The 22,413-nt window shown below is 59.6% G+C and carries 22 protein-coding genes; 13 read left to right on the top strand and 9 right to left on the bottom strand.

Annotated elements, in window-relative coordinates; genetic code table 11:
- Positions 1–185 precede the first annotated feature (185 nt).
- On the bottom strand, positions 186–1,436 hold the full coding sequence (icd, locus tag ACLH1U_RS10565) for an NADP-dependent isocitrate dehydrogenase (RefSeq protein WP_023289166.1): 1,251 nt from the start codon (positions 1,434–1,436) through the stop codon (positions 186–188).
- Positions 1,437–1,676: 240 nt separating this feature from the next.
- On the opposite strand from icd, the gene rluE reads away from it, so the two are divergent.
- From rluE to purB, 5 genes are read left to right on the top strand one after another with little or no spacing between them, the layout of a single operon-like run.
- Positions 1,677–2,327 (top strand): 23S rRNA pseudouridine(2457) synthase RluE, encoded by a 651-nt coding sequence (gene rluE, locus ACLH1U_RS10570; protein WP_032452457.1) that lies wholly within the window; start codon positions 1,677–1,679, stop codon positions 2,325–2,327.
- Positions 2,328–2,343: 16 nt separating this feature from the next.
- Complete coding sequence (locus tag ACLH1U_RS10575; protein ID WP_004150802.1) at positions 2,344–2,802, top strand: NUDIX hydrolase; 459 nt, start codon at positions 2,344–2,346, stop codon at positions 2,800–2,802.
- A 56-nt stretch (positions 2,803–2,858) separates the two neighbouring features.
- Positions 2,859–3,965 carry a tRNA 2-thiouridine(34) synthase MnmA gene (gene mnmA / locus ACLH1U_RS10580; protein ID WP_012542211.1) on the top strand — a complete coding sequence of 369 codons (1,107 nt, stop codon included), beginning with the start codon at positions 2,859–2,861 and terminating at the stop codon, positions 3,963–3,965.
- A 54-nt stretch (positions 3,966–4,019) separates the two neighbouring features.
- On the top strand, positions 4,020–4,661 hold the full coding sequence (gene hflD / locus ACLH1U_RS10585) for a high frequency lysogenization protein HflD (protein WP_004140557.1): 642 nt from the start codon (positions 4,020–4,022) through the stop codon (positions 4,659–4,661).
- 3 nt (positions 4,662–4,664) lie between these two features.
- Entirely contained in the window at positions 4,665–6,035 is a 1,371-nt protein-coding gene (gene purB / locus ACLH1U_RS10590; RefSeq protein ID WP_004176557.1) for an adenylosuccinate lyase, read from the top strand.
- Positions 6,036–6,089: 54 nt separating this feature from the next.
- On the opposite strand, the gene ACLH1U_RS10595 is transcribed toward purB, so the two are convergent.
- Both ACLH1U_RS10595 and ACLH1U_RS10600 read right to left on the bottom strand, forming a co-directional pair.
- Positions 6,090–6,452 (bottom strand): cupin domain-containing protein, encoded by a 363-nt coding sequence (locus ACLH1U_RS10595; RefSeq protein WP_060592455.1) that lies wholly within the window; start codon positions 6,450–6,452, stop codon positions 6,090–6,092.
- 83 nt (positions 6,453–6,535) lie between these two features.
- Positions 6,536–7,342, bottom strand: coding sequence for an AraC family transcriptional regulator (locus tag ACLH1U_RS10600; RefSeq protein ID WP_023289162.1), 807 nt, complete (start codon positions 7,340–7,342; stop codon positions 6,536–6,538).
- A gap of 21 nt (positions 7,343–7,363) precedes the next feature.
- Here ACLH1U_RS10600 and ACLH1U_RS10605 point away from each other — a divergent pair, with 21 nt between their 5' ends.
- The 4 genes from ACLH1U_RS10605 (at position 7,364) to ACLH1U_RS10620 (ending at position 10,968) form a co-directional block, all read left to right on the top strand.
- Positions 7,364–7,582: a hypothetical protein gene (locus ACLH1U_RS10605; RefSeq protein WP_131729221.1), complete on the top strand. Its 219-nt coding sequence runs from the start codon at positions 7,364–7,366 to the stop codon at positions 7,580–7,582.
- Between the two features lie 41 nt (positions 7,583–7,623).
- On the top strand, positions 7,624–8,295 hold the full coding sequence (phoP, locus tag ACLH1U_RS10610) for a two-component system response regulator PhoP (protein WP_004206636.1): 672 nt from the start codon (positions 7,624–7,626) through the stop codon (positions 8,293–8,295).
- On the top strand, positions 8,295–9,761 hold the full coding sequence (phoQ, locus tag ACLH1U_RS10615; protein WP_004206635.1) for a two-component system sensor histidine kinase PhoQ: 1,467 nt from the start codon (positions 8,295–8,297) through the stop codon (positions 9,759–9,761). Before phoP ends, phoQ begins: the two co-directional genes overlap by 1 nt.
- Before the next feature lie 85 nt (positions 9,762–9,846).
- A complete protein-coding gene (locus ACLH1U_RS10620; protein ID WP_004206634.1) occupies positions 9,847–10,968 on the top strand; it encodes a cupin domain-containing protein in 1,122 nt (373 codons plus the stop codon).
- A 256-nt stretch (positions 10,969–11,224) separates the two neighbouring features.
- Here the strand turns inward: ACLH1U_RS10620 and pepT are convergent, their stop codons facing one another.
- Positions 11,225–12,457 (bottom strand): peptidase T, encoded by a 1,233-nt coding sequence (pepT, locus tag ACLH1U_RS10625; RefSeq protein WP_032452455.1) that lies wholly within the window; start codon positions 12,455–12,457, stop codon positions 11,225–11,227.
- A gap of 257 nt (positions 12,458–12,714) precedes the next feature.
- On the opposite strand from pepT, the gene potA reads away from it, so the two are divergent.
- The 4 genes from potA to potD are packed head-to-tail and all read left to right on the top strand — an operon-like array spanning position 12,715 to position 16,517.
- On the top strand, positions 12,715–13,851 hold the full coding sequence (gene potA, locus ACLH1U_RS10630) for a spermidine/putrescine ABC transporter ATP-binding protein PotA (protein WP_032452454.1): 1,137 nt from the start codon (positions 12,715–12,717) through the stop codon (positions 13,849–13,851).
- Complete coding sequence (gene potB, locus ACLH1U_RS10635; protein WP_004150812.1) at positions 13,835–14,692, top strand: spermidine/putrescine ABC transporter permease PotB; 858 nt, start codon at positions 13,835–13,837, stop codon at positions 14,690–14,692. Before potA ends, potB begins: the two co-directional genes overlap by 17 nt.
- The gene (potC, locus tag ACLH1U_RS10640; RefSeq protein ID WP_004150813.1) at positions 14,689–15,474 is read left to right on the top strand and encodes a spermidine/putrescine ABC transporter permease PotC; all 786 of its coding nucleotides are present in this window, start codon (positions 14,689–14,691) and stop codon (positions 15,472–15,474) included. The genes potB and potC overlap by 4 nt, the downstream gene beginning before the upstream one ends.
- Positions 15,471–16,517, top strand: a complete 1,047-nt coding sequence (gene potD, locus ACLH1U_RS10645) for a spermidine/putrescine ABC transporter substrate-binding protein PotD (RefSeq protein WP_023289157.1) — start codon at positions 15,471–15,473, stop codon at positions 16,515–16,517. The genes potC and potD overlap by 4 nt, the downstream gene beginning before the upstream one ends.
- A gap of 45 nt (positions 16,518–16,562) precedes the next feature.
- On the opposite strand, the gene ACLH1U_RS10650 is transcribed toward potD, so the two are convergent.
- The 5 genes from ACLH1U_RS10650 to nagK form a co-directional block, all read right to left on the bottom strand.
- Positions 16,563–18,287, bottom strand: a complete 1,725-nt coding sequence (locus tag ACLH1U_RS10650; RefSeq protein WP_411299235.1) for an aldehyde dehydrogenase family protein — start codon at positions 18,285–18,287, stop codon at positions 16,563–16,565.
- On the bottom strand, positions 18,284–19,912 hold the full coding sequence (locus ACLH1U_RS10655) for a long-chain fatty acid--CoA ligase (protein ID WP_044522103.1): 1,629 nt from the start codon (positions 19,910–19,912) through the stop codon (positions 18,284–18,286). Before ACLH1U_RS10655 ends, ACLH1U_RS10650 begins: the two co-directional genes overlap by 4 nt.
- A gap of 283 nt (positions 19,913–20,195) precedes the next feature.
- Positions 20,196–20,540 carry a hypothetical protein gene (locus tag ACLH1U_RS10660; RefSeq protein ID WP_101861897.1) on the bottom strand — a complete coding sequence of 115 codons (345 nt, stop codon included), beginning with the start codon at positions 20,538–20,540 and terminating at the stop codon, positions 20,196–20,198.
- Between the two features lie 90 nt (positions 20,541–20,630).
- On the bottom strand, positions 20,631–21,461 hold the full coding sequence (cobB, locus tag ACLH1U_RS10665; protein ID WP_017898959.1) for a Sir2 family NAD+-dependent deacetylase: 831 nt from the start codon (positions 21,459–21,461) through the stop codon (positions 20,631–20,633).
- Positions 21,462–21,475: 14 nt separating this feature from the next.
- Positions 21,476–22,387, bottom strand: a complete 912-nt coding sequence (nagK, locus tag ACLH1U_RS10670) for an N-acetylglucosamine kinase (RefSeq protein WP_048334696.1) — start codon at positions 22,385–22,387, stop codon at positions 21,476–21,478.
- Between the last annotated feature and the right edge of the window lie 26 nt (positions 22,388–22,413).

Genomic DNA, 22,413 nt, shown 5'->3' on the forward strand with positions numbered 1-22,413 from the left:
TCCCACTCGCGTTCTCGCGGTAAATTGAGCGATCCCTGTCACGAGGTGCATGGCTTTGATGGACATTGTGTTGCGGGAAATCGGCGATGGCACCGCGCAGCGAGCGCCCGGCAAAATAATAGCCTGCATGCGATAAAAAAACGGGAGCCCATCGGCTCCCGCTTTTACTTAATCCACCAACGGGATTACATATTCGCGATAATCGCGTCGCCAAACTCTGAACATTTCAGCAGCTTAGCGCCTTCCATCAGACGTTCAAAGTCATAGGTCACGGTCTTGGCGGCGATAGCGCCTTCCATGCCTTTGACGATCAGGTCTGCGGCTTCGAACCACTGCATATGGCGCAGCATCATTTCTGCGGACAGGATGATGGAGCCCGGGTTCACTTTGTCCTGGCCTGCATACTTCGGCGCAGTACCGTGAGTCGCTTCGAACAGCGCGCACTCGTCGCCGATGTTGGCGCCCGGGGCGATACCGATACCGCCAACCTGTGCCGCCAGCGCGTCAGAGATGTAGTCGCCGTTGAGGTTCATACAGGCGATAACGTCGTATTCCGCCGGACGCAGCAGGATCTGCTGCAGGAAGGCATCGGCGATCACGTCTTTTACCACGATCTCTTTGCCGGTGTTCGGGTTCTTGATTTTCACCCACGGGCCGCCGTCGATCAGCTCGCCGCCGAACTCTTCGCGAGCCAGCTGGTAGCCCCAGTCTTTGAACGCGCCTTCGGTGAACTTCATGATGTTGCCTTTGTGAACGATGGTCACAGAGTCACGATCGTTGGTGATCGCATACTCAATGGCTGCACGAACCAGGCGTTTGGTGCCTTCTTCAGAGCACGGCTTGATGCCGATGCCGCAATGTTCCGGGAAGCGAATTTTCTTCACGCCCATCTCATCGCGCAGGAATTTGATCACTTTGTCTGCTTCAGCAGAGTCGGCTTTCCACTCGATGCCGGCATAGATATCTTCGGAGTTTTCACGGAAGATAACCATGTCGGTCAGTTCCGGGTGCTTAACCGGGCTCGGAGTGCCCTGGTAGTAACGTACCGGACGCAGGCAAACGTAGAGATCCAGCTCCTGACGCAGCGCCACGTTCAGGGAACGAATGCCGCCGCCGACTGGGGTCGTCAGAGGACCTTTGATAGCAACGCGGTAGTCACGAATCAGATCGAGGGTTTCAGCTGGCAGCCAGACATCCTGGCCATAGACGTGGGTCGATTTCTCACCGGTGTAAACTTCCATCCAGGAAATTTTACGCTCGCCCTTATAGGCTTTCTCAACGGCGGCATCAACCACTTTCAGCATCGCTGGGGTAACGTCAACGCCGATACCGTCACCTTCAATGAACGGGATAATCGGATTATGAGGGACGTTCAGTTTGCCGTTTTGCAGGGTGATTTTTTGACCTTCCGCCGGAACTACTACTTTGCTTTCCATTAACCTCTCCTTCGAGCGCTTCTGGTTCTGCTCTTCCCTCTTCACGCGAGCCTGGTGTTGGCTGAGTCGGCCAGCTTCGGAGTACCGGGTCTTCCCGCTAACCGGAGCTATCGCGTCCGTGTCGCCTTCCTGCCTGTGTTGCGAATCGGTTTGAGCAATTTTTTGTTAATAATTTGTAATGAGCATGTCAATACTACCTGAATGTTTGCGTCCATGAAAGGCATTCGTAATTAGGCTATAATGCGGCAATTGATAGAGCCTGAAAATACCATGCAGAAAACTTCATTTAGAAAACATCGCGTTGAGCGATTCAGCACACAACAAGTCACCAGACAACGCAAAGAACGCCAGCCAAAAACTGTGATCTTGTTCAATAAACCCTATGATGTGTTGCCACAATTTACCGACGAGGCCGGGCGCAGCACGCTGAAAGATTTTATTCCCGTGGCGGGCGTCTACGCCGCAGGTCGACTCGATCGCGACAGCGAAGGGCTGCTGGTGCTGACCAACGATGGCGCGCTGCAGGCGAAGCTGACCCAGCCGGGTAAACGCACCGGCAAGATCTACTACGTCCAGGTGGAAGGCGAACCCACCCCCGAGGCGCTGGCCGCTTTGCGCGACGGCGTCACCCTCAACGATGGCCCCACCCTGCCTGCCGGCGTAGAACTTGTGGAGGAGCCCGCCTGGCTGTGGCCGCGCAACCCGCCGATTCGTGAGCGCAAATCGATCCCCACCCGCTGGCTGAAGATCACGCTCTACGAGGGACGCAACCGTCAGGTGCGCCGGATGACCGCCCACGTCGGCTTCCCCACCCTGCGGCTGATCCGCTACGCTATGGGCGGCTACACCCTCGACGGGCTGGCCAACGGCGACTGGCGCAAAGCCGAATAACCGAAAAGGAAAAGCGATGTTTAAACCTCATGTCACTGTTGCCTGCGTGGTTCACGCCCAGGATAAATTTCTCATCGTCGAAGAGACCATTAACGGCAAAGCATTGTGGAACCAGCCGGCGGGCCATCTCGAGGCCAATGAAACGCTGCTGCAGGCCGCCGAACGTGAACTGTGGGAAGAGACCGGCATTCGCGCCACGCCGCAGCACTTCATCCGCATGCATCAGTGGCTGGCCCCCGATAACACCCCGTTTCTGCGCTTCCTGTTCGCCATCGAACTTAGCGATCTGTGCGCCACTGAACCGCACGACAGCGATATCGATCGCTGCCTGTGGCTCAGTGCTGAGGAAATTCTTAACGCGCCAAACCTGCGCTCGCCGCTGGTTGCCGAAAGCATTCGCTGCTACCTGCAGGACCCGCGCCAGCCGCTGTCGCTGATTGGCGCATTTAACTGGCCGTTCACAGGGGGTGAATGAACGGTGAGCGCGTGCTAGAATACGCCGCCTCGAAGTTCAATGTAGCGAGTATTTCCATGTCAGAAAGCCAGAAAAAAGTGATCGTCGGCATGTCCGGCGGCGTCGACTCCTCGGTCTCCGCGTACCTGCTGCTGCAGCAAGGGTATAAGGTGGAAGGCCTGTTCATGAAGAACTGGGAGGAAGACGACGGCGAGGAATACTGCACCGCCGCCGCCGACCTTGCCGATGCGCAAGCGGTCTGCGATAAGCTGGGCATTGAACTGCACACCGTTAACTTTGCCGCCGAATATTGGGATAACGTCTTTGAGCTCTTCCTGGAAGAGTACAAAGCCGGCCGCACGCCGAACCCGGATATTCTGTGCAATAAAGAGATCAAATTTAAAGCCTTCCTCGAGTTTGCCGCTGAAGACCTCGGCGCCGACTACATCGCCACCGGGCACTATGTGCGCCGCGCCGATGTCGACGGTAAAAGCCAGCTGCTGCGCGGTCTCGACGGCAACAAAGATCAGAGCTACTTCCTTTATACCCTCAGCCACGAGCAGATTGCCCAGAGCCTGTTCCCGGTGGGTGAGCTGGAAAAACCGCAGGTGCGTAAGATCGCCGAAGAGCTGGATCTGATCACCGCGAAGAAAAAAGATTCCACCGGCATCTGCTTTATCGGCGAGCGTAAATTCCGCGATTTCCTTGGCCGCTATCTGCCGGCGCAGCCGGGCAAAATCCTCACCGTCGACGGCGAGGAGATCGGCACCCATCAGGGGCTGATGTACCATACCCTGGGCCAGCGTAAAGGACTGGGTATCGGCGGCACCAAAGAGGGTAGCGAAGACCCATGGTACGTGGTCGATAAAGACGTTGAGAATAATATTCTTATCGTCGCCCAGGGCCATGACCACCCGCGCCTGATGTCCGTCGGCCTGATTGCCCAACAGCTGCACTGGGTTGACCGTGAACCGCTGCAGGGCACCCTGCGCTGCACGGTGAAAACCCGCTATCGCCAGACCGATATCCCCTGCACCGTTACCGCGCTGGATGAAGACCGTATCGAAGTCCGCTTCGATGAGCCGGTCGCGGCGGTGACCCCGGGCCAGTCCGCCGTGTTCTATTTGGGTGAAGTGTGCCTCGGCGGCGGAATTATTGAACAACGACTGCCTCTGCAGTCCTGAACGCGCGTTATTTCCGCCGGGACGAACCGCCCCGGCGGCTGACAAGGAGTATGTGTGGCGAAGAATTACTATGACATCACCCTGGCGCTGGCTGGCGTTTGCCAGGCGGCGCGACTGGTTCAGCAACTGGCGCATCAGGGACATTGCGACAGCGATGCCCTGCATGTGTCGCTGAACAGCATCATCGACCTCGATCCCGAGTCGACGCTGGCGGTGTTCGGTGGCAGTGAAGCCAATCTTCGCCTCGGCCTTGAAACGCTGCTCGGGGTGCTCAATACCAGCAGCCGTCAGGGCCTCAATGCGGAACTCACCCGCTATACCCTGAGCCTGATGGTGCTGGAGCGCAAGCTCGCCGCCAGTAAAGGGGCGATGGACACGCTCGGCAACCGCATCGCCGGCCTGCACCGTCAGCTGGAGCACTTTGACCTGCAGTCCGAAACGCTGCTCAGCGCCATGGCGGGCATCTATGTCGATGTGATAAGCCCGCTGGGCCCGCGTATTCAGGTGACCGGCTCCCCTGCCGTGCTGCAAAGCCCGCAGGTGCAGGCGAAAGTTCGCTCAGCGCTGCTGGCGGGGATTCGCGCCGCGGTGCTCTGGCATCAGGTGGGCGGCGGACGTCTGCAGCTTATGTTTTCCCGTAATCGTCTGGTTAACCAGGCAAAGCAAATTCTTGCTCATTTAACCCCGGAGTTGTGATCTATGGAATTATCCTCACTGACCGCCGTTTCCCCTGTAGACGGCCGCTACGGCGATAAAGTCAGCGCGCTGCGCGGTATCTTCAGCGAATTCGGTTTGCTGAAATTCCGCGTTCAGGTGGAAGTACGTTGGCTGCAAAAACTGGCCGCCCACGCAGCGATCAAGGAAGTTCCTGCTTTTGCTGCCGACGCAAACGGTTTCCTTGACAAAATCGTCGCCGATTTCAGCGTCGAAGACGCCGAGCGCATCAAAACCATCGAGCGCACCACTAACCACGACGTGAAAGCGGTAGAGTACTTTCTGAAAGAGAAAGTCGCTGACGTCGCCGAACTGCACGCCGTGTCGGAGTTTATTCACTTCGCCTGTACGTCCGAAGATATCAATAACCTCTCCCACGCGCTGATGCTGAAAACCGCCCGCGACGAAGTGGTTCTGCCTTACTGGCGCAAGCTGATTGACGCGGTAAAAGATCTGGCGACCCAGTACCGCGATGTACCGCTGCTCTCCCGTACCCACGGCCAGCCGGCGACGCCGTCCACCATGGGTAAAGAGATGGCGAACGTCGCCTACCGTATGGAGCGCCAGTACCGTCAGCTGAACCAGGTGGAAATCCTCGGTAAAATCAACGGCGCGGTGGGTAACTACAACGCCCACATCGCCGCCTACCCGGAAGTCGACTGGCATCAGTTCAGCGAAGAGTTTGTCACTTCGCTGGGCATTCAGTGGAACCCGTACACCACGCAGATCGAGCCGCATGACTATATCGCTGAGCTGTTTGACTGCATCGCGCGCTTCAACACCATTCTGATCGACTTCGATCGCGACGTGTGGGGCTACATCGCGCTCAACCACTTCAAACAGAAGACCATCGCCGGGGAAATCGGCTCCTCCACCATGCCGCACAAGGTGAACCCGATTGACTTCGAAAACTCCGAAGGCAACCTCGGCCTGGCCAATGCGGTCATGCAGCACCTGGCCAGCAAACTGCCGGTTTCCCGCTGGCAGCGCGACCTGACCGACTCCACCGTCCTGCGTAACCTCGGCGTGGGCATCGGCTATGCGCTGATCGCCTATCAGTCCACCCTCAAAGGGATCAGCAAGCTGGAGCTGAACCAGGATCGCCTGCTGGACGAACTGGATCACAACTGGGAAGTACTGGCTGAGCCGATCCAGACCGTGATGCGTCGTTACGGTATCGAAAAACCGTACGAGAAGCTGAAAGAGCTGACCCGCGGCAAACGCGTTGACGCGGAAGGGATGAAGCAGTTTATTGACAGCCTCGCCCTGCCGGAAGAGGAAAAAGTGCGTCTCAAAGCGATGACCCCGGCCAACTATATCGGTCGGGCAACCACCATGGTTGACGAGCTGAAGTAATCGCCCTGCCCCTCTTTCCGCCGGAAAGAGGGGCGTTTTATCGCCGGAAGGCGATCAGATCCAGACGTCGTTCACCGCCGTCCGCTCGCCGCCCTCGTGGCCGGTATTCAGCACCCCGCGCGGTTCAATCAGCAGCAGCTTCGCTTCCATCTCCGCCGAGGTCTTATGTTCCACCCCGCGCGGCACGACGATCATCTCCCCGGCCTTCACCAGCACATGTCCGTCGCGGAAGTCCACGCGCAATACCCCCTCCACCACCATCAGCGTCTCATCGGTTTCCGGATGGCTGTGCCAGATAAAGTCGCCGGCGATGCGCACGATCTTGAACTGATAATCGTTCATTTCGGCCACCACTTTGGGCTGCCATTGTTCGCTGAACAGGGAAAATTTATGAGCAAAATTAACGAGTTGATACATAGGCTGTCTCCTTGTGATAAAGGCAGTCAGCATAGTTCACCGCGCCGCGGTCACGCTTGAACGATTGTGCAACCTGCGCCGCCTTAGCCGCGGATCGCCCGCAGCCAGCGCCCCGGAGAGAGGCCAAAGCGGCTGATAAACTGGCGCGTCATGTGGCTCTGGTCGGCAAAGCCCGCCTCGGCGGCAATATCCACCAGACGCTCCCCGGCGCGCATCCGCTGGCGACAAAAATCGAGCCGGCGCATCATGACGTAACGCCACGGACTGGTGCCATACAGCGTTCTGAAATCGCGGCTCAGGCTCCAGCGGTCCCGGCCGCTGACCTGCGACAGGATGTCGAGGGTCATATCCTGCATAAAACAGGCATGGATATACTCCCGGGCCCTCTCCGCCGCCTGATAATCAAACGCCTGGCGACGGGAACGCTGCCCACCGACCACGGCCAGGGTCTGCGCCAGGTCGTACAGGGCGTCCTCTTCCTCCAGCGGCTCGAAGGTAGCCGTGACCGCTTTCAACAACGGTTGCGCGGCGCGACGTAGCCGTGGATCCGCCGACAGGCCGCCGGGGATAAACGGCAATGGCCTGCCGCCGAGTATCTTCTGGATCAACGCGGGTTCGATATAGGCCATGCGGTAGTGAAACCCCGCCTCGGTGCCCGCCTCGCCATCGTGTATTTCGTCCGGGTGAAGGACCATCGTCCCGCCGGGCAGACTGTGCTGTAGACCGCCGCGATAGTGAAAGCTCTGCACGCCGGCGATCGTCTGGCCGATGGCGTAGGTGTCGTGCCGGTGCGGCTCATAGCCGTGGCCGCCGAAGAAGGCTTCGATGCGCTCCGTCCGACTGGGCGACTGCGCCAGCCTGACCCAGTCCGCGCTCTGCTGCTGAGACATAATGGATAACCTGCGGCGTCATTGAGGGATAATTCCAGCACTATTACACAAAAAATTAACATCACCAACCCGCCGCTGCCCGCGCCCTGCCGCTGGGCGTTTGCTGAAAATACGCATAGAATGAAGGAGTTCCATGCCCGTGCGCAAAAGGCGCCGCCCAACGCCGACCTGCCCGGCGATGCTGCACGCCGTTTGTATAAAAAGCTTTATTTAACAGCTGTTTATATTTTGCGTATATAATAAGCGTCAGACTACTTTCGAAATTGCTAGGGAGAACAGCCATGCGCGTACTCGTGGTTGAGGATAATGCCCTGCTGCGTCACCACCTTAAAGTTCAGCTACAGGAGCTGGGCCATCAGGTCGATGCCGCAGAGGATGCCAAGGAAGCGGATTACTATCTGGGCGAACATCTCCCGGATATCGCCATCGTCGATCTCGGTCTGCCGGACGAAGATGGATTATCGTTGATCCGCCGCTGGCGCAGCCACGACGTGTCACTGCCGGTGCTGGTGCTGACCGCCCGCGAAGGTTGGCAGGATAAAGTCGAAGTGCTGAGCGCCGGGGCGGATGATTACGTCACCAAGCCTTTCCATATTGAAGAGGTTGCCGCCCGCATGCAGGCGCTGCTGCGCCGCAACAGCGGCCTGGCCTCGCAGGTGATCTCTCTGCCGCCGTTCCAGGTCGACCTCTCCCGGCGCGAGCTGTCGGTGAACGACCAGCCGATCAAGCTGACGGCTTTTGAGTACACCATTATGGAAACCCTGATCCGCAATCGCGGCAAAGTGGTCAGTAAGGATTCCCTGATGCTCCAGCTTTACCCGGATGCCGAACTGCGTGAAAGCCATACCATCGACGTGCTGATGGGCCGGCTGCGTAAGAAAATTCAGGCTGAATACCCGCAGGACGTCATCACTACGGTGCGCGGCCAGGGCTATCTGTTCGAACTGCGCTGATGAAGGGACTGTTGCGGCATATTTTCCCGCTGTCGTTACGGGTTCGCTTCCTGCTGGCGACCGCCGGGGTGGTGCTGGTGCTCTCCCTGGCTTATGGCATGGTGGCGCTGGTGGGCTACAGCGTCAGCTTCGATAAAACCACCTTCCGTCTGCTGCGCGGCGAGAGCAATCTCTTTTATATGCTGGCCAAATGGGAGAACGGCGCCATTGACGTCGATATCCCGGAAAATCTGAATATGGAAAGCCCGACGGTGACCCTTATTTACGATGAGAAGGGCAAACTGCTGTGGGCGCAGCGCGATGTTCCCTGGCTGACAAAACGCATTCAACCGGATTGGCTGAAACGCAATGGCTTCCATGAAATTGAAGCCGATGTCGACAGCAGCAGTATGCTGTTGCGCAATAACCATGAGGTTCAGGAACAGCTGGACGCCATCCGCGAACAGGGCGACGATTCGGAGATGACCCACTCGGTGGCGATCAACTTCTACCCGGCCACCAGCAAAATGCCCCAGCTCAGTATCGTGGTGGTCGACACCATCCCGGTGGAGCTCAAGCGCAGCTATATGGTGTGGAGCTGGTTTATCTACGTGCTGGCCGCCAACCTGTTGCTGGTGATCCCCCTGCTGTGGGTCGCCGCCTGGTGGAGCCTGCGCCCCATCGAGTCGCTGGCCAAAGAGGTGCGCGAGCTGGAGGAACATCACCGCGAGAAGCTCAATCCCAACACCACCCGCGAGCTGACCCGGCTGGTCAGCAACCTTAACCGGCTGGTTCGCAGCGAGCGTGAACGCTATGACAAATACCGCACCACCCTCACCGATCTTACCCACAGCCTGAAAACGCCGCTGGCGGTGATGCAGAGCACGTTGCGCTCGCTGCGCGGCGAGAAGATCAGCGTCGACGAGGCGGAGCCGGTGATGCTGGAGCAGATCAGCCGTATTTCGCAGCAGATTGGTTACTATCTGCATCGCGCCAGCATGCGCAGCGGCGGCACCTTGCTGAGCCGGGAGCTGCACCCGATCGCCCCACTGCTCGACAGCCTGACCTCCGCCCTCAATAAGGTTTATCAGCGCAAGGGGGTCAATATCTCGCTCGACATCTCGCCGGAGATCAGTTTTGTCGGCGAGCAGAACGATTTTATGGAAGTGATGGGTAACGTTCTCGATAACGCCTGTAAGTACTGTCTGGAGTTCGTGGAGGTTTCCGTGCGCCAGACCACCGACAGCCATCTGCACATTCTGGTGGAAGACGATGGGCCGGGGATCCCGCCGAGCCAGCGCCGCGCTGTCTTCGACCGCGGTCAGCGGGCGGATACTCTACGTCCCGGCCAGGGGGTGGGGCTCTCCGTCGCCCGGGAAATCGTCGAACAATATGACGGGGAGATCATCGCCGGCGAGAGCCTGCTCGGCGGCGCCTGCATGGAGGTGGTGTTTGGCCGCCAGCTGATGGAAGATAAAGAGAGTTAATCGTTGAGTTTTTTCACGGCGCCTGCATCGCCGGGGCGCCGCATCCGTTATAATCCCTGTCAGACACCTGCAGTGGAATATCAATATGGATTATCAATTAACGCTTAACTGGCCCGACTTTATCGAACGCTACTGGCAAAAACGGCCGGTGGTACTGAAGCGCGGCTTCGCCAATTTTATCGACCCGCTGAGCCCGGACGAACTGGCTGGACTGGCCATGGAGAGCGAGGTCGATAGCCGCCTTGTCAGCCATCAGGATGGAAAATGGCAGGTCAGTCACGGTCCCTTCGAAAGCTACGATCACCTGAGCGAAAACAACTGGTCCCTGCTGGTACAGGCGGTCAACCACTGGCATGAGCCGTCGGCGGCGCTGATGCACCCGTTCCGCGCCCTGCCGGACTGGCGTATCGACGACCTGATGATCTCCTTCTCCGTACCGGGCGGCGGCGTCGGCCCACATCTGGATCAGTATGATGTGTTTATCATCCAGGGCACTGGCCGTCGGCGCTGGCGCGTCGGGGAAAAAGTGCCGATGAAACAGCACTGCCCGCATCCGGACCTGCTGCAGGTTGACCCCTTCGAGGCGATCATCGATGAAGAGATGGAGCCGGGCGATATTCTCTATATTCCGCCAGGATTCCCGCATGAGGGATATTCGCTGGAAAATTCGCTGAACTATTCGGTCGGCTATCGCGCGCCGAATGCCCGCGAGCTGTTCAGCGGCTTTGCCGACTATGTTCTCCAGCGCGAACTGGGCAGCCAGCGCTACGCCGATCCGGACGTGCCCTCCCGCGACCATCCGGCGGATATTTTACCGGCCGAACTCGACCGCCTGCGCGAGATGATGCTGGGGCTGATTAACCAACCGGAGCACTTTAAGCAGTGGTTCGGCGAGTTTATCACTCAGTCGCGTCATGAGCTCGACGTCGCGCCGCCGGAGCCGCCGTATCAGCCCGATGAAATTTACGATGCCCTGCAGCAGGGCGATACCCTGGAACGCTTGGGCGGCCTGCGGGTGCTGCGCATTGACGGCGAGGTGTTCGTCAATGGCGAGAAGATCAACTCTCCGCACCGCCCGGCGCTGGACGCCTTAGCCACCCACCTGACGCTGCGCGCCGACCATTTTGGCGATGCGCTGGAAGATCCCTCTTTCCTCGCCATGCTGGCGGCGCTGGTCAACAGCGGCTACTGGTTCTTTGGCGACTGAGTGCCATCCTGCCCGGCGGCGCTGCGCTTGCCGGGCCTACGGGTTCCGCGGCCACCGGTTGGGCCGTAGGCCGGATAAGGCGCAGCCGCCATCCGGCACGAAGACAAGTACCCGCTCTGCTGTTGACCGCCCGGCGGCGCTGCGCTTGCCGGGCCTACGGGGTCAGCAGTCACCGGTTGGACCGTAGGCCGGATAAGGCGCAGCCGCCATCCGGCGTCTTGTCCGACACGCGGCCCTACCGGGCTGCCTGAGAAGATTAATGCCCTTTTCGTGCCGCCGTCAGCTCGGCGATACGCACGATCACCTGCACCGCTTTCTCCATCCCTTCCAGGGTGACAAACTCATGTTTGCCGTGATAGTTGTAGCCGCCGGTAAACAGGTTCGGGCATGGCAGTCCCATAAACGAGAGCTGCGCCCCGTCGGTACCGCCGCGGATCGGCTTCATCTGCGGTTCGATATCGCAGTCCACCATGGCCTGGCGGGCAATATCGACCACGTGCGGATGGGCGATCACCTGCTCATGCATGTTGTAATAATTGTCCTCGATCACCAGCTCGATATAGCAGTCCGGGTGTAGCCCCTTGCCCACCTTTTTGGCGATCTCCATCATCTTGCGCTTGCGCGCCTCGAAGTGCTTACGGTCAAAATCGCGGATGATGTAGTGCATCTCGGCCCGATCGACGCTGCCTTTGATACTGGTGAGATGATAAAAGCCTTCATAGCCTTCGGTAGTCTCCGGCGCCTCGTCGGCCGGCACTTCGGCATGAATCCGCGCGGCCAGCGACAGCGCGTTGACCATCACCCCTTTCGCAGTGCCGGGGTGCACGTTGTTGCCGACGATCTTAATGGTCACCGAGGCGGCATTGAAGTTTTCAAACTCCAGTTCGCCGACCCCGCCGCCGTCAACGGTATAGGCCCAGCGGGCGTCAAAGGCCTCGACGTCGAAATGTTTCGCCCCTTTTCCGACCTCTTCATCGGGGGTGAAGGCCACGCGGATATCGCCGTGGGGGATATTTTTCGCCTGCAGGGTCGCCAGCGCGGTCATGATCTCGGCGATGCCGGCCTTATCGTCCGCCCCCAGCAGCGTTTTCCCGTCGGTGGTGATCAGCGTCTGCCCCAAAAGCTGATGGAGAACCGGGAACATCACCGGGGAGAGCACCTCATCGCCGATACCCAGCGCAATATCGCCGCCGCGATAGTTTTCGACAATCTGCGGGTTAACGTTTTTGCCGCTGAAATCCGGGGAGGTGTCGACGTGAGAGATAAAGCCGATGGCCGGGATATCGCCCTCGACGTTGGCAGGCAGGGTTCCCATTACCGTCCCTTTTTCACTCAGCGTTACCTTGACCAGTCCCATTTCTTCCAGCTGCGCCTGCAACAGGCGTAACAGCTTCCACTGCCCTTCCGTGCTGGGGACCTGACGAACGCCAGGCTTCGACTGCGTGTCCAAAGAAACGTACTGCAAAAAACGCTCAAGCAATTTATCCATGTAGCCACCCTCTTCTTTTGTGACAACATTATTGATAAGCCAGAAAAGACAAATATTGCGTCAGGTCATTCTTAGCCCGTAAAGCGAAATTTAATAACGGAACCGACGTTATGGTGTAAAGGTAGACTATGCAGGCGTATCAAGGATTGGCGATTACCCTCGTTTGCCGTAGAATGCTGGCCCTTATTAAAAACGTGCAACCCCAAAGGTGGTTAATCACAAACCCCGCAGCGGTCGGAAGTTTCCGTTGCGTCTACATGGGACAGAGTCAAAAATTGAATATACAACCGCGTTCGCGTTCGCCGCTGGTGCAACTGGCGGGAATTCGCAAAAGCTTTGATGGTAAAACGGTCATCGATAACCTTAACCTGACCATCAACAATGGTGAGTTTCTCACCCTGCTTGGCCCCTCTGGCTGCGGTAAAACCACCGTTCTGCGCCTTATCGCCGGCCTGGAAAACGTCGACAGCGGACGGATCCATCTCGAAGATCACGATATCACTCATGTTCCGGCGGAAAACCGCCACGTTAATACCGTATTCCAAAGCTACGCCCTGTTTCCGCATATGACGGTGTTCGAGAACGTCGCCTTCGGCCTGCGGATGCAGAAAACCCCGGCGGCGGAAATCACTCCGCGGGTGATGGATGCCTTAAAGATGGTGCAGCTGGAGACGTTTGCCCAGCGCAAACCGCACCAGCTCTCCGGCGGCCAGCAGCAGCGCGTGGCCATCGCCCGCGCGGTGGTCAACAAACCGCGCCTGCTGCTGCTCGATGAGTCCCTTTCGGCGCTGGATTACAAGCTGCGCAAGCAGATGCAGAACGAACTGAAAGCGCTGCAACGTAAGCTCGGCATCACCTTCGTCTTCGTCACTCACGACCAGGAAGAGGCCCTGACCATGTCCGATCGCATCGTGGTGATGCGTGATGGCAAAATCGAACAGGACGGCACCCCGCGCGAGATCTACGAAGAGCCAAAAAACCTGTTCGTCGCCAGCTTTATCGGCGAGATTAATATCTTCGACGCCACGGTCATTGAACGCCTCGACGAACAGCGCGTGCGGGCCAGCGTGGAAGGGCGTGAATGCAACATCACCGTCAATTTTGCGGTGGAGGCCGGCCAGCGTCTGCATGTCCTGCTGCGCCCGGAAGATCTGCGCGTCGATGAGATCCACCACAACAGCGACGCCGACGGCCTGATCGGCTATGTGCGCGAGCGCAACTATAAGGGCATGACTCTCGAGTCGGTGGTGGAGCTGGAAAACGGCAAAATGGTGATGGTCAGCGAATTCTTTAACGAAGACGACCCGGATTTCGACCACTCTCTTGACCAGAAAATGTCTATCAATTGGGTGGAGAGCTGGGAGGTGGTGCTGGCCGATGAAGAACACCAGTAAATTCCAGAATGTGGTGATCGCCACCATCGTCGGTTGGCTGGTGCTGTTTGTCTTTCTGCCCAACCTGATGATCATCGCCACCAGCTTCCTGACCCGCGACGACGCTAACTTCGTCAAGCTGGTCTTCACGCTGGACAACTACTCGCGGTTGCTGGATCCGCTCTATTACGACGTGCTGCTGCATTCGCTGAACATGGCGCTGCTGGCGACCCTTGCCTGCCTGGCGCTGGGCTACCCGTTTGCGTGGTTCCTTGCCCGGCTGCCGCAGAAGGTGCGGCCCCTGCTGCTGTTCCTGCTGATCGTTCCCTTCTGGACCAACTCGTTGATCCGCATCTACGGGCTGAAGATTTTCCTCAGCACCAAAGGCTACCTGAACGAGTTTCTCCTGTGGCTGGGAGTGATCGACACGCCGATACGCATTATGTTCACCCCGTCGGCGGTGATTATCGGCCTGGTGTACATCCTGCTGCCGTTTATGGTGATGCCGCTCTACTCCAGCATTGAGAAACTGGATCGGCCGCTGCTGGAAGCGGCGAAAGATCTCGGCGCCAGCAAGCTGCAGACGTTTATCCGCATCATCATTCCTCTGACCATGCCGGGGATCATCGCCGGCTGCCTGCTGGTCATGTTGCCGGCGATGGGGCTGTTCTACGTTTCCGACCTGATGGGCGGCGCCAAGAACCTGCTGATCGGCAATGTGATCAAGAGCCAGTTCCTCAATATTCGCGACTGGCCGTTCGGCGCGGCAACCAGCATTACCTTAACCCTGGTGATGGGCCTGATGCTGTTGATTTACTGGCGCGCGGCGCGCCTGCTGAATAAAAAGGTGGAGCTGGAATGATCGGTCGACTGCTGCGCGGCGGCTTTATGACCGCCATCTACGCGTATCTCTACATCCCTATTATTATTCTGATCGTTAACTCGTTTAACCGGTCGCGCTTCGGCATCAACTGGCAGGGGTTCACCACCGACTGGTATAGTCTGCTGATGAACAACGATAGCCTGCTGCAGGCCGCCCAGCACTCGCTGACCATGGCGGTGCTGTCGGCGACCTTCGCCACCCTTATCGGCTCGCTAACCGCCGTGGCGCTGTACCGCTACCGTTTTCGCGGCAAACCGTTCGTTAGCGGCATGCTGTTTGTGGTGATGATGTCGCCCGATATTGTCATGGCCATCTCCCTGCTGGTGCTGTTTATGCTGATTGGCGTCCAGCTTGGCTTCTGGTCGCTGCTGTTTTCGCATATCACCTTTTGCCTGCCGTTTGTGGTGGTCACCGTTTACTCCCGGCTGAAAGGCTTCGATGTGCGGATGCTGGAGGCGGCGAAAGATCTGGGCGCCAGCGAGATGACCATCCTGCGCAAAATCATCCTGCCGCTGGCCCTGCCGGCGGTGGCGGCCGGGTGGCTGCTGAGCTTCACGCTGTCGATGGATGACGTGGTGGTCTCCTCGTTCGTCACCGGTCCGGGGTATGAAATCCTGCCGCTGAAGATCTATTCGATGGTCAAGGTCGGCGTTTCGCCAGAGGTGAACGCTCTGGCAACGATACTGTTGGTTCTGTCGCTGGTGATGGTCATCGCCAGTCAGTTAATTGCACGTGATAAAACTCAGGGGACGTTAAAATGAAAAAATGGTCACGCCACCTGCTCGCGGCGGGCGCTCTGGCAATCGGCATGAGCGCCGCCCACGCGGACGACAGCAAAACGCTCTACTTCTACAACTGGACCGAATATGTGCCGCCGGGCCTGCTGGAGCAGTTCACCAAAGAGACCGGCATCAAGGTTATCTACTCGACCTACGAGTCGAACGAAACCATGTACGCCAAGCTCAAGACCTATAAAGACGGGGCGTACGACCTGGTCGTCCCGTCGACCTACTTCGTCGACAAGATGCGTAAAGAAGGCATGCTGCAGAAGATCGATAAGAGCAAGCTGACTAACTTCAGCAACCTCGATCCGCAGATGCTGAACAAACCGTTCGACCCGAATAACGACTACTCCATCCCCTACATCTGGGGGGCGACGGCCATCGGCGTCAACAGCGACGCTATCGATCCGAAAACCGTCACCAGCTGGGCCGACCTGTGGAAGCCGGAATACAAAAGCAGCCTGCTGCTGACCGACGACGCGCGCGAAGTGTTCCAGATAGCGCTGCGTAAGCTGGGCTATTCCGGCAACACTACCGACCCGAAAGAGATTGAAGCCGCCTATAACGAGCTGAAAAAACTGATGCCCAACGTCGCGGCGTTTAACTCCGATAACCCGGCGAACCCGTATATGGAAGGCGAAGTGAACCTCGGCATGGTATGGAACGGTTCGGCTTACGTCGCCCGCCAGGCCGGTACGCCGCTGGAAGTGATCTGGCCGAAAGAAGGCGGCATCTTCTGGATGGACAGCCTGTCGATCCCGGCAAATGCGAAAAACGTCGACGGCGCGCTGAAGCTGATTAACTTCCTGCTACGCCCGGATGTCGCCAAGCAGGTCGCGGAAACCATCGGCTACCCCACGCCAAACCTGGCGGCGCGCAAAATGCTCAGCCCGGCCGTGGCCAACGATAAATCGCTCTATCCGGACGCCGCCACCATCGAGAAAGGCGAATGGCAAAATGACGTCGGCAGCGCCAGCGCTATTTATGAAGAGTATTACCAGAAGCTGAAAGCGGGCCGCTAATCCCGCAGGGCGGAACCGCGGTTCCGCCCTTTTTTTGCTCTCACTTTAGCCCCTCAGCGCGCGCCAGAGGATCGCCGGCAGCTTGCGCCAGCGCGGCCGATGGTAAAAATCCACTAGCCGCTGCGCCACCGCTTCCTGCCCCCGGTGAGTAATAAACCAGGGCGGCAGGGGCATCAGCGTCAGTTCGCCATGCCACAGACTGCGCGGAAACGGCCGAAACGGCGCCTCAATCACCGTGCGCTCGGTTTTCTCCAGCATAAAGCTGTTATGCACCTTGCCCTGCCCGCTCTGAATATCGTCGAGCCTGTGGCCGGGAAACGCCCCCCACGGGCAGGGAGCTAAGAGGAAGGCCACCCCGCTCCAGCAGTTGATCGCCACCGTGCCATAGCGCAGCTCGGCGATCAGCGCGTTAAAACGCTTATGCCCAATCGCCTTGCGGGTGCGCGGGTGGATCACAATATTGGCCCCCAGCGTGCCCTGCAGCCGCTGATTGGCATAGCCGATCGCCTGGCGCAAAAAGCTTTCCGCGCTGTCGGCCTCAAGGCGGGTGATCGACAGCCCCGGGCCAAAGACCTCCTGCTGGCAGAAGTCCGGATCATCCTCGGTGTTCGCCACAATCAACGGCAGCGCGTCGCCGCGGGCTATCTCCAGCGGCTGACGGGCGCGCAGGCGAAAGTCAGTCAGCCGGTTTTCCGCGCCGGGGTAATAGTCCGGACGGGTATTGGCGGCGATCAGCCGGTACAGCTGATTAAGCAGGGCCGACGCCGGCTCCCAGCCCTGCTGCAGGATCAGCACCTGGCTGGCCACGCAGTTAAACCCGCCATTGTTCATCTTCTGCGTCGCCAGCTGCTGCGCCTGAAAAGCGATATCCGCCTCGCTCCACGGACCGGGGACGATAATGGTAGGGCTGACGCCGCCCAGCTCCGAGGTCACCCGTCGCGGGTTCAGCGGCGTCCCGGCGGCCCGACGCTGGCGAGCCGCCTCACCGTCGCCCCAGACGATAGCGTCATGGCTCTCCCGCGAGCCGGTGATATGGATCTCATCGACAGCGGGATGGGTGGTCAGCCACGCCCCCGCCTGGGCGTCGCCGGTGACGATGCGGAGCGCATCCATGGCGATCAGCGGCGCCAGAGCCTGAGCCAGCAGATCGTGCAGATAATCATTCACCGGGTTGAGCTTCAGCAGGCAGACCTGATTTTCAATAAACAGTTTGTGTAATACGTCCAGCGGCGTGATAGCGGCCACATTCCCGGCGCCGAGCACCAGCGCCAGCTTGCCCTGCCGCGCGGCCGGCGGGATATCGTATGCGGCTGCCGCGCAGCGATCGAGATTGGCCCGGGTGACCCCCGGCTGCATCCAAATTTCAGCGCGAACACCAGACAGCAACAGTCGATCCCAGAGCGTGCCGGGCACCACCCGCAGCGCCAGGCGGCCGTCCGCCAGCGTCCGCAGCGGGATCCGCCGGAGAAAGGTCTTCTCCTCCAGCTGCTCCAGGGTGGCGATAAACCCGTTGCAGCCGACCATCAGCGCGCAGGGGCCTGCCAGCCACTCTTCGCCCGTCAGCGGATCGCCTGGCAGTAGTCCTTTGGCCCTCGCCGCCGCCTCCACCCACGCAGGAGCAATTGAAGCCAGGGCATCCTTGATCTGGCGCAGGAGCGCCAGACGACGATTCACTGAGGTCTCCGCCCAGCGCTGGCGCGCCGCCGACAAGGCGTGCAGCGCTGCGTCATACTGAGAGCAGGTCGTCAGACCGGGTCGCGCGTGGCTCATTTTCCCTCACTCATTAATATCTCTCCATAGGCCTGGCGCAGCTGATTCTTAAGCACCTTGCCCGTGGCGCTGACCGGTAGCGCATCGACAAATATCACCCGGTCCGGGATCTGCCATTTGGGCACCCGTTTCTCAAACCAGGCCAGCAGATCGCTCTCTTCCACTTCGCCCCCTTCCACGCGAACGCACAGCAGCACCGGCCGCTCGTCCCAGCGCGGGTGGCGGGCGGCGATGGCCGCCGCGCTGCGCACCGCCTGATGCGCGATGGCGATATTCTCCAGCTCAACGGTGGAGATCCACTCGCCGCCGGACTTGATGATATCCTTTGCCCGATCGCTGATCACCAGATAACCATTGGCGTCGAGCGTACCGATATCGCCGGTATCAAACCAGCCTGCCGCGGTCAGGGCGCTTTCGTCCTGACCATAGTACTGCTCCACCACCCAGTGCCCTCTGACCTGCAGATATCCCTGACTTTGACCGTCCATCGGCAGTGGGTCGCCCTCGACATCCACCACCTGTAGCTCGATGCCAAAAATAGGCCGCCCCTGACCGGTACGCTGTTTTTGCTGCTCCGGCGCCGGGAGTGCGTCATGTTTGCTCAACAGCGTGTTAATGGTGCCGATGGGCGATGTTTCGGTCATTCCCCAGGCGTGGATCAGCGTAATGCCGTAATCGTGCTGAAAGGCCTCCATCATCGACGGCGGCAGCGCGGAGCCCCCGACAAACGCACGTTTAAAATCAGGCAGCCGCATGTCCGACCGCCGCATCGCCGCCAACAGACCGGCCCAGATCACCGGCACGCCGAACGCCACCGTCACCTTCTCGGCGGCCAGCAGCTGCAGCAGGCTGTCGCCATCGAGGTGCGGCCCCGGTAGCACCAGCCGCGCGCCGACCATGGCGGCGATAAACGGCGTCCCCCACGCGTTGACATGGAACATCGGCACCACCGGCAACAGGCTATCCCTGGCCGAGATCCCGGCGGCGTCCGGCTGATTGCCGCTCAGGGCATGCAGGACCAGCGAACGATGGGTATTCAACACCCCTTTCGGTCGGCCGGTGGTCCCCGAGGTGTAGCAGAGCGAGGCCGGCGTCAGTTCATTGAGCGGCGGCCAGCGATAGTCTGCCATCCCCTGCTGCAACAGTTCGTCAAAAAACAGCAATGAGGGCAGCTGGCTGAGCGCCGCTTCGCTGCGGGGCGCCATCAGCACGACGTGTTTCACCGTCGGCAGCTGCGGCAGGAGCTGCGCCACCAGCGGCAAAAAGGTCTGGTCAAAGAACAGCACCTCGTCGGCAGCGTCGTTGAGGATATACCGCAGATGGTCAACCGACAGCCGTGGATTGACGGTGTGCGTCACCCAGCCGCCGGAGGCGACGGCAAAATAGATCTCCAGGTGGCGGCGATTGTTCCATGCGAGGGTGGCGCAGCGGGCGCCCGGCGGCAGCCCCAGCGACGCCAGCGCCGATGCCAGCCGCTGAGCGCGGCTGGCCACTTCCCCCCAGCTGCTGCGCTCCTTCTCACCGCCGGCGCCCACCGAGACGATCTCCGTCTCGCTGTGGTATTGCGCCGCATGGCTGAGCAGCGCGGTGGTAGTGAGATCCTGATAAATCATCGGTGACGGCATGGCGGGGTCTCCTTTACAGACTTCCGGGCGGGGGAACAGGGTCGCGGCGCGAACGTGCGGACGCCTATTGAATCTGGTCTACATTTGCCGGTCTGCACAAAAAAACGTACGGAAATCAGCGGTCACGCACAAAATTATCGCGGGTAATCGCTCAGAAAGGAGAAGCCGAGAATGATATGATGAAGGGCATTGCCCGGCGCCGGTCCGGGCGATATCGCCAGAGCGACCGCCGGGGACTGACGATAGCCTGGAGTACGTGATGCGCGCTTCAGAGGAAAGCGGCTCAGCGTCGCCCGCCGTCGGGCTGGTCTTTGTCCTTCCCTTTTTCGGCTCGCCGTTGCACAAAATCTTCAATGATGCCGAAGATCCCGTTGAGGGGTTTCCACAGCACCACCAGCAGCAGCATGGGGCCGTATATCCGCACACCGCCCGTCGCGACCTGACCGGTGAACAGCAGGGCTAAGCCATCCAGCAGCAGGCACAACGCGCTGCCGGTGCCGATCAACAGGCACAGCAGGAAGAGGATCGGTCGGCTATCGGCGTATTCAGGTAGCGCACGCTGGCTCCAGACGCCAATGGTAATGGCCGCGATCAAGGCGATCGATGCAATGACCAGGGGATGATGCATGGTCTGACTCCTGTCATGACGTGACATCCTTGTCAACAGCGCTGCCGGAAGCGGTGGGCGTCGCCCTGACCCCCGGCAGGCTGATTCAGTTTACAGCGCGTTTTCCTGCAGCAGCTTATCGATAAAGGCGGGTACCACTTCGCTTGCCAGCCCGTAGTGCTTTTCGGCAAACTCGCTGCCCACCTGGCTGGGCTCGAGGTTCAGTTCAACGGTATGGGCGCCGTGCAGTCGCGCCTCGTGCACAAAGCCGGCCGCCGGATAGACGTGGCCGGAGGTGCCGATGGCGATAAAGATATCCGCTTCGGCCAGCGCGCTGTAGATCTCGTCCATCCCCAGCGGCATTTCGCCAAACCAGACCACGTGCGGACGCAGCGCCGCCGGGAACTGGCAGCAGTGGCATTTGTCCTCTGCGGTGACGTCCCCGGTCCACTCCAGCACCTGGCCGCTCCACGAACAGCGCACCTTCAGCAGCTCGCCGTGCATATGGATCACCCGGCGGTTGCCGGCGCGTTCATGCAGATTATCGATATTCTGGGTGACCAGCAGAAAATGGTCGCCCAGCAGATCCTCCAGACGCGCCAGCGCCAGATGTGCCGCGTTCGGCGCGATCTCCGGACTCTGCAGCTGACGACGGCGGGCGTTGTAGAACGCCTGCACCAGCGCCGGGTCGCGGGCGAAGCCTTCCGGCGTCGCCACATCTTCCACCCGATGCTCTTCCCACAGGCCATCGGCGGCGCGGAAAGTTTTGATCCCCGACTCCGCCGATATGCCCGCGCCGGTTAACACCACCACTCTCGGTTTGGCCATCGCTTCAGGCTTCATCCTGTCCTCCCTAAAGAAAATCCGCTGACGCAGACGGTCACGCAACTGACGTTTATTGCGACGAAAACGGCTCAATCGATGTAAACGGCGCGACTGCATAGCTACCTCTGTGGTTAATGGGTCAGATGAAGGAAGGCCGCACCGCGCATTCCCCCGGCATCGCCGTGGCGCGCGCGCTCAATGCGCGGTACCCTGGCGACCGGCAGAAGATGGCGCGGCAATCGCTGCGCCAGCCCTTCGCTAATGGCCGTAAAGTTAGATAATCCACCGCCGAGCACCAGCAAATCCGGGTCGACAATGGTCAGTATATTTCCCAGACACACCGCCAGCAGATCGAGATAGCGCTCTACATGCGCCTGGGCGCGCGGATCGTGCTGCTGCCACTGCGCCACAATCTCCGGCGAGGTAAGCGGTTGCTGATAAAAATGTTCATACAGCCAGGCGAAACCGCGGCCGGAGAGATAATTTTCAATGCAGCCCAGCTGGCCGCAGCCGCAGCGAAGCAGCGGAAAATCACGCCCGACCACCTCCAGGGCATCCACCGGCAGACGAATATGACCAAACTCGCCGGTGATATAGCTATGTCCGGTAATCGATTTACCGTTCAACACCAGGCCGCCGCCCACGCCGGTGCCGAGGATCAGCCCCATCACCAGCGGGTATTGCGTAAACTCATCGTCCCACGCTTCCGACAGCGCGAAGCAGTTGGCGTCATTATCGAGGCGCACATCGCGCCCCAGTCGCGCGCTGAGGTCGGCGCGCAGCGGCCGGCCGCTGGCGGCAGGCACGTTAGCGGCATACAGCGTGCCGTCCGCCGTTTCCGGCATCCCCGGGATACCGATCCCAACCGTCCCCTGCCGGTCGAAGCGCGCATCGGCCTCGCGGACCAGCGCCTCCACCGCCTGGAGAAAATCCTCATAACTGCTTTTCGGCGTGGCGACGCGTTTTTCCCACTGCAGCCGCCGCTCCTGATTAAATACGCCCAGCGCTATCTTGCTGCCGCCAATGTCAAATCCATAGTACATTTCAGCAATTCCTCTTGTGTCGTCAG

The organism is Klebsiella sp. 1SOBk5mer, from assembly GCF_046603115.1.
GTDB lineage: Bacteria > Pseudomonadota > Gammaproteobacteria > Enterobacterales > Enterobacteriaceae > Klebsiella > Klebsiella quasipneumoniae.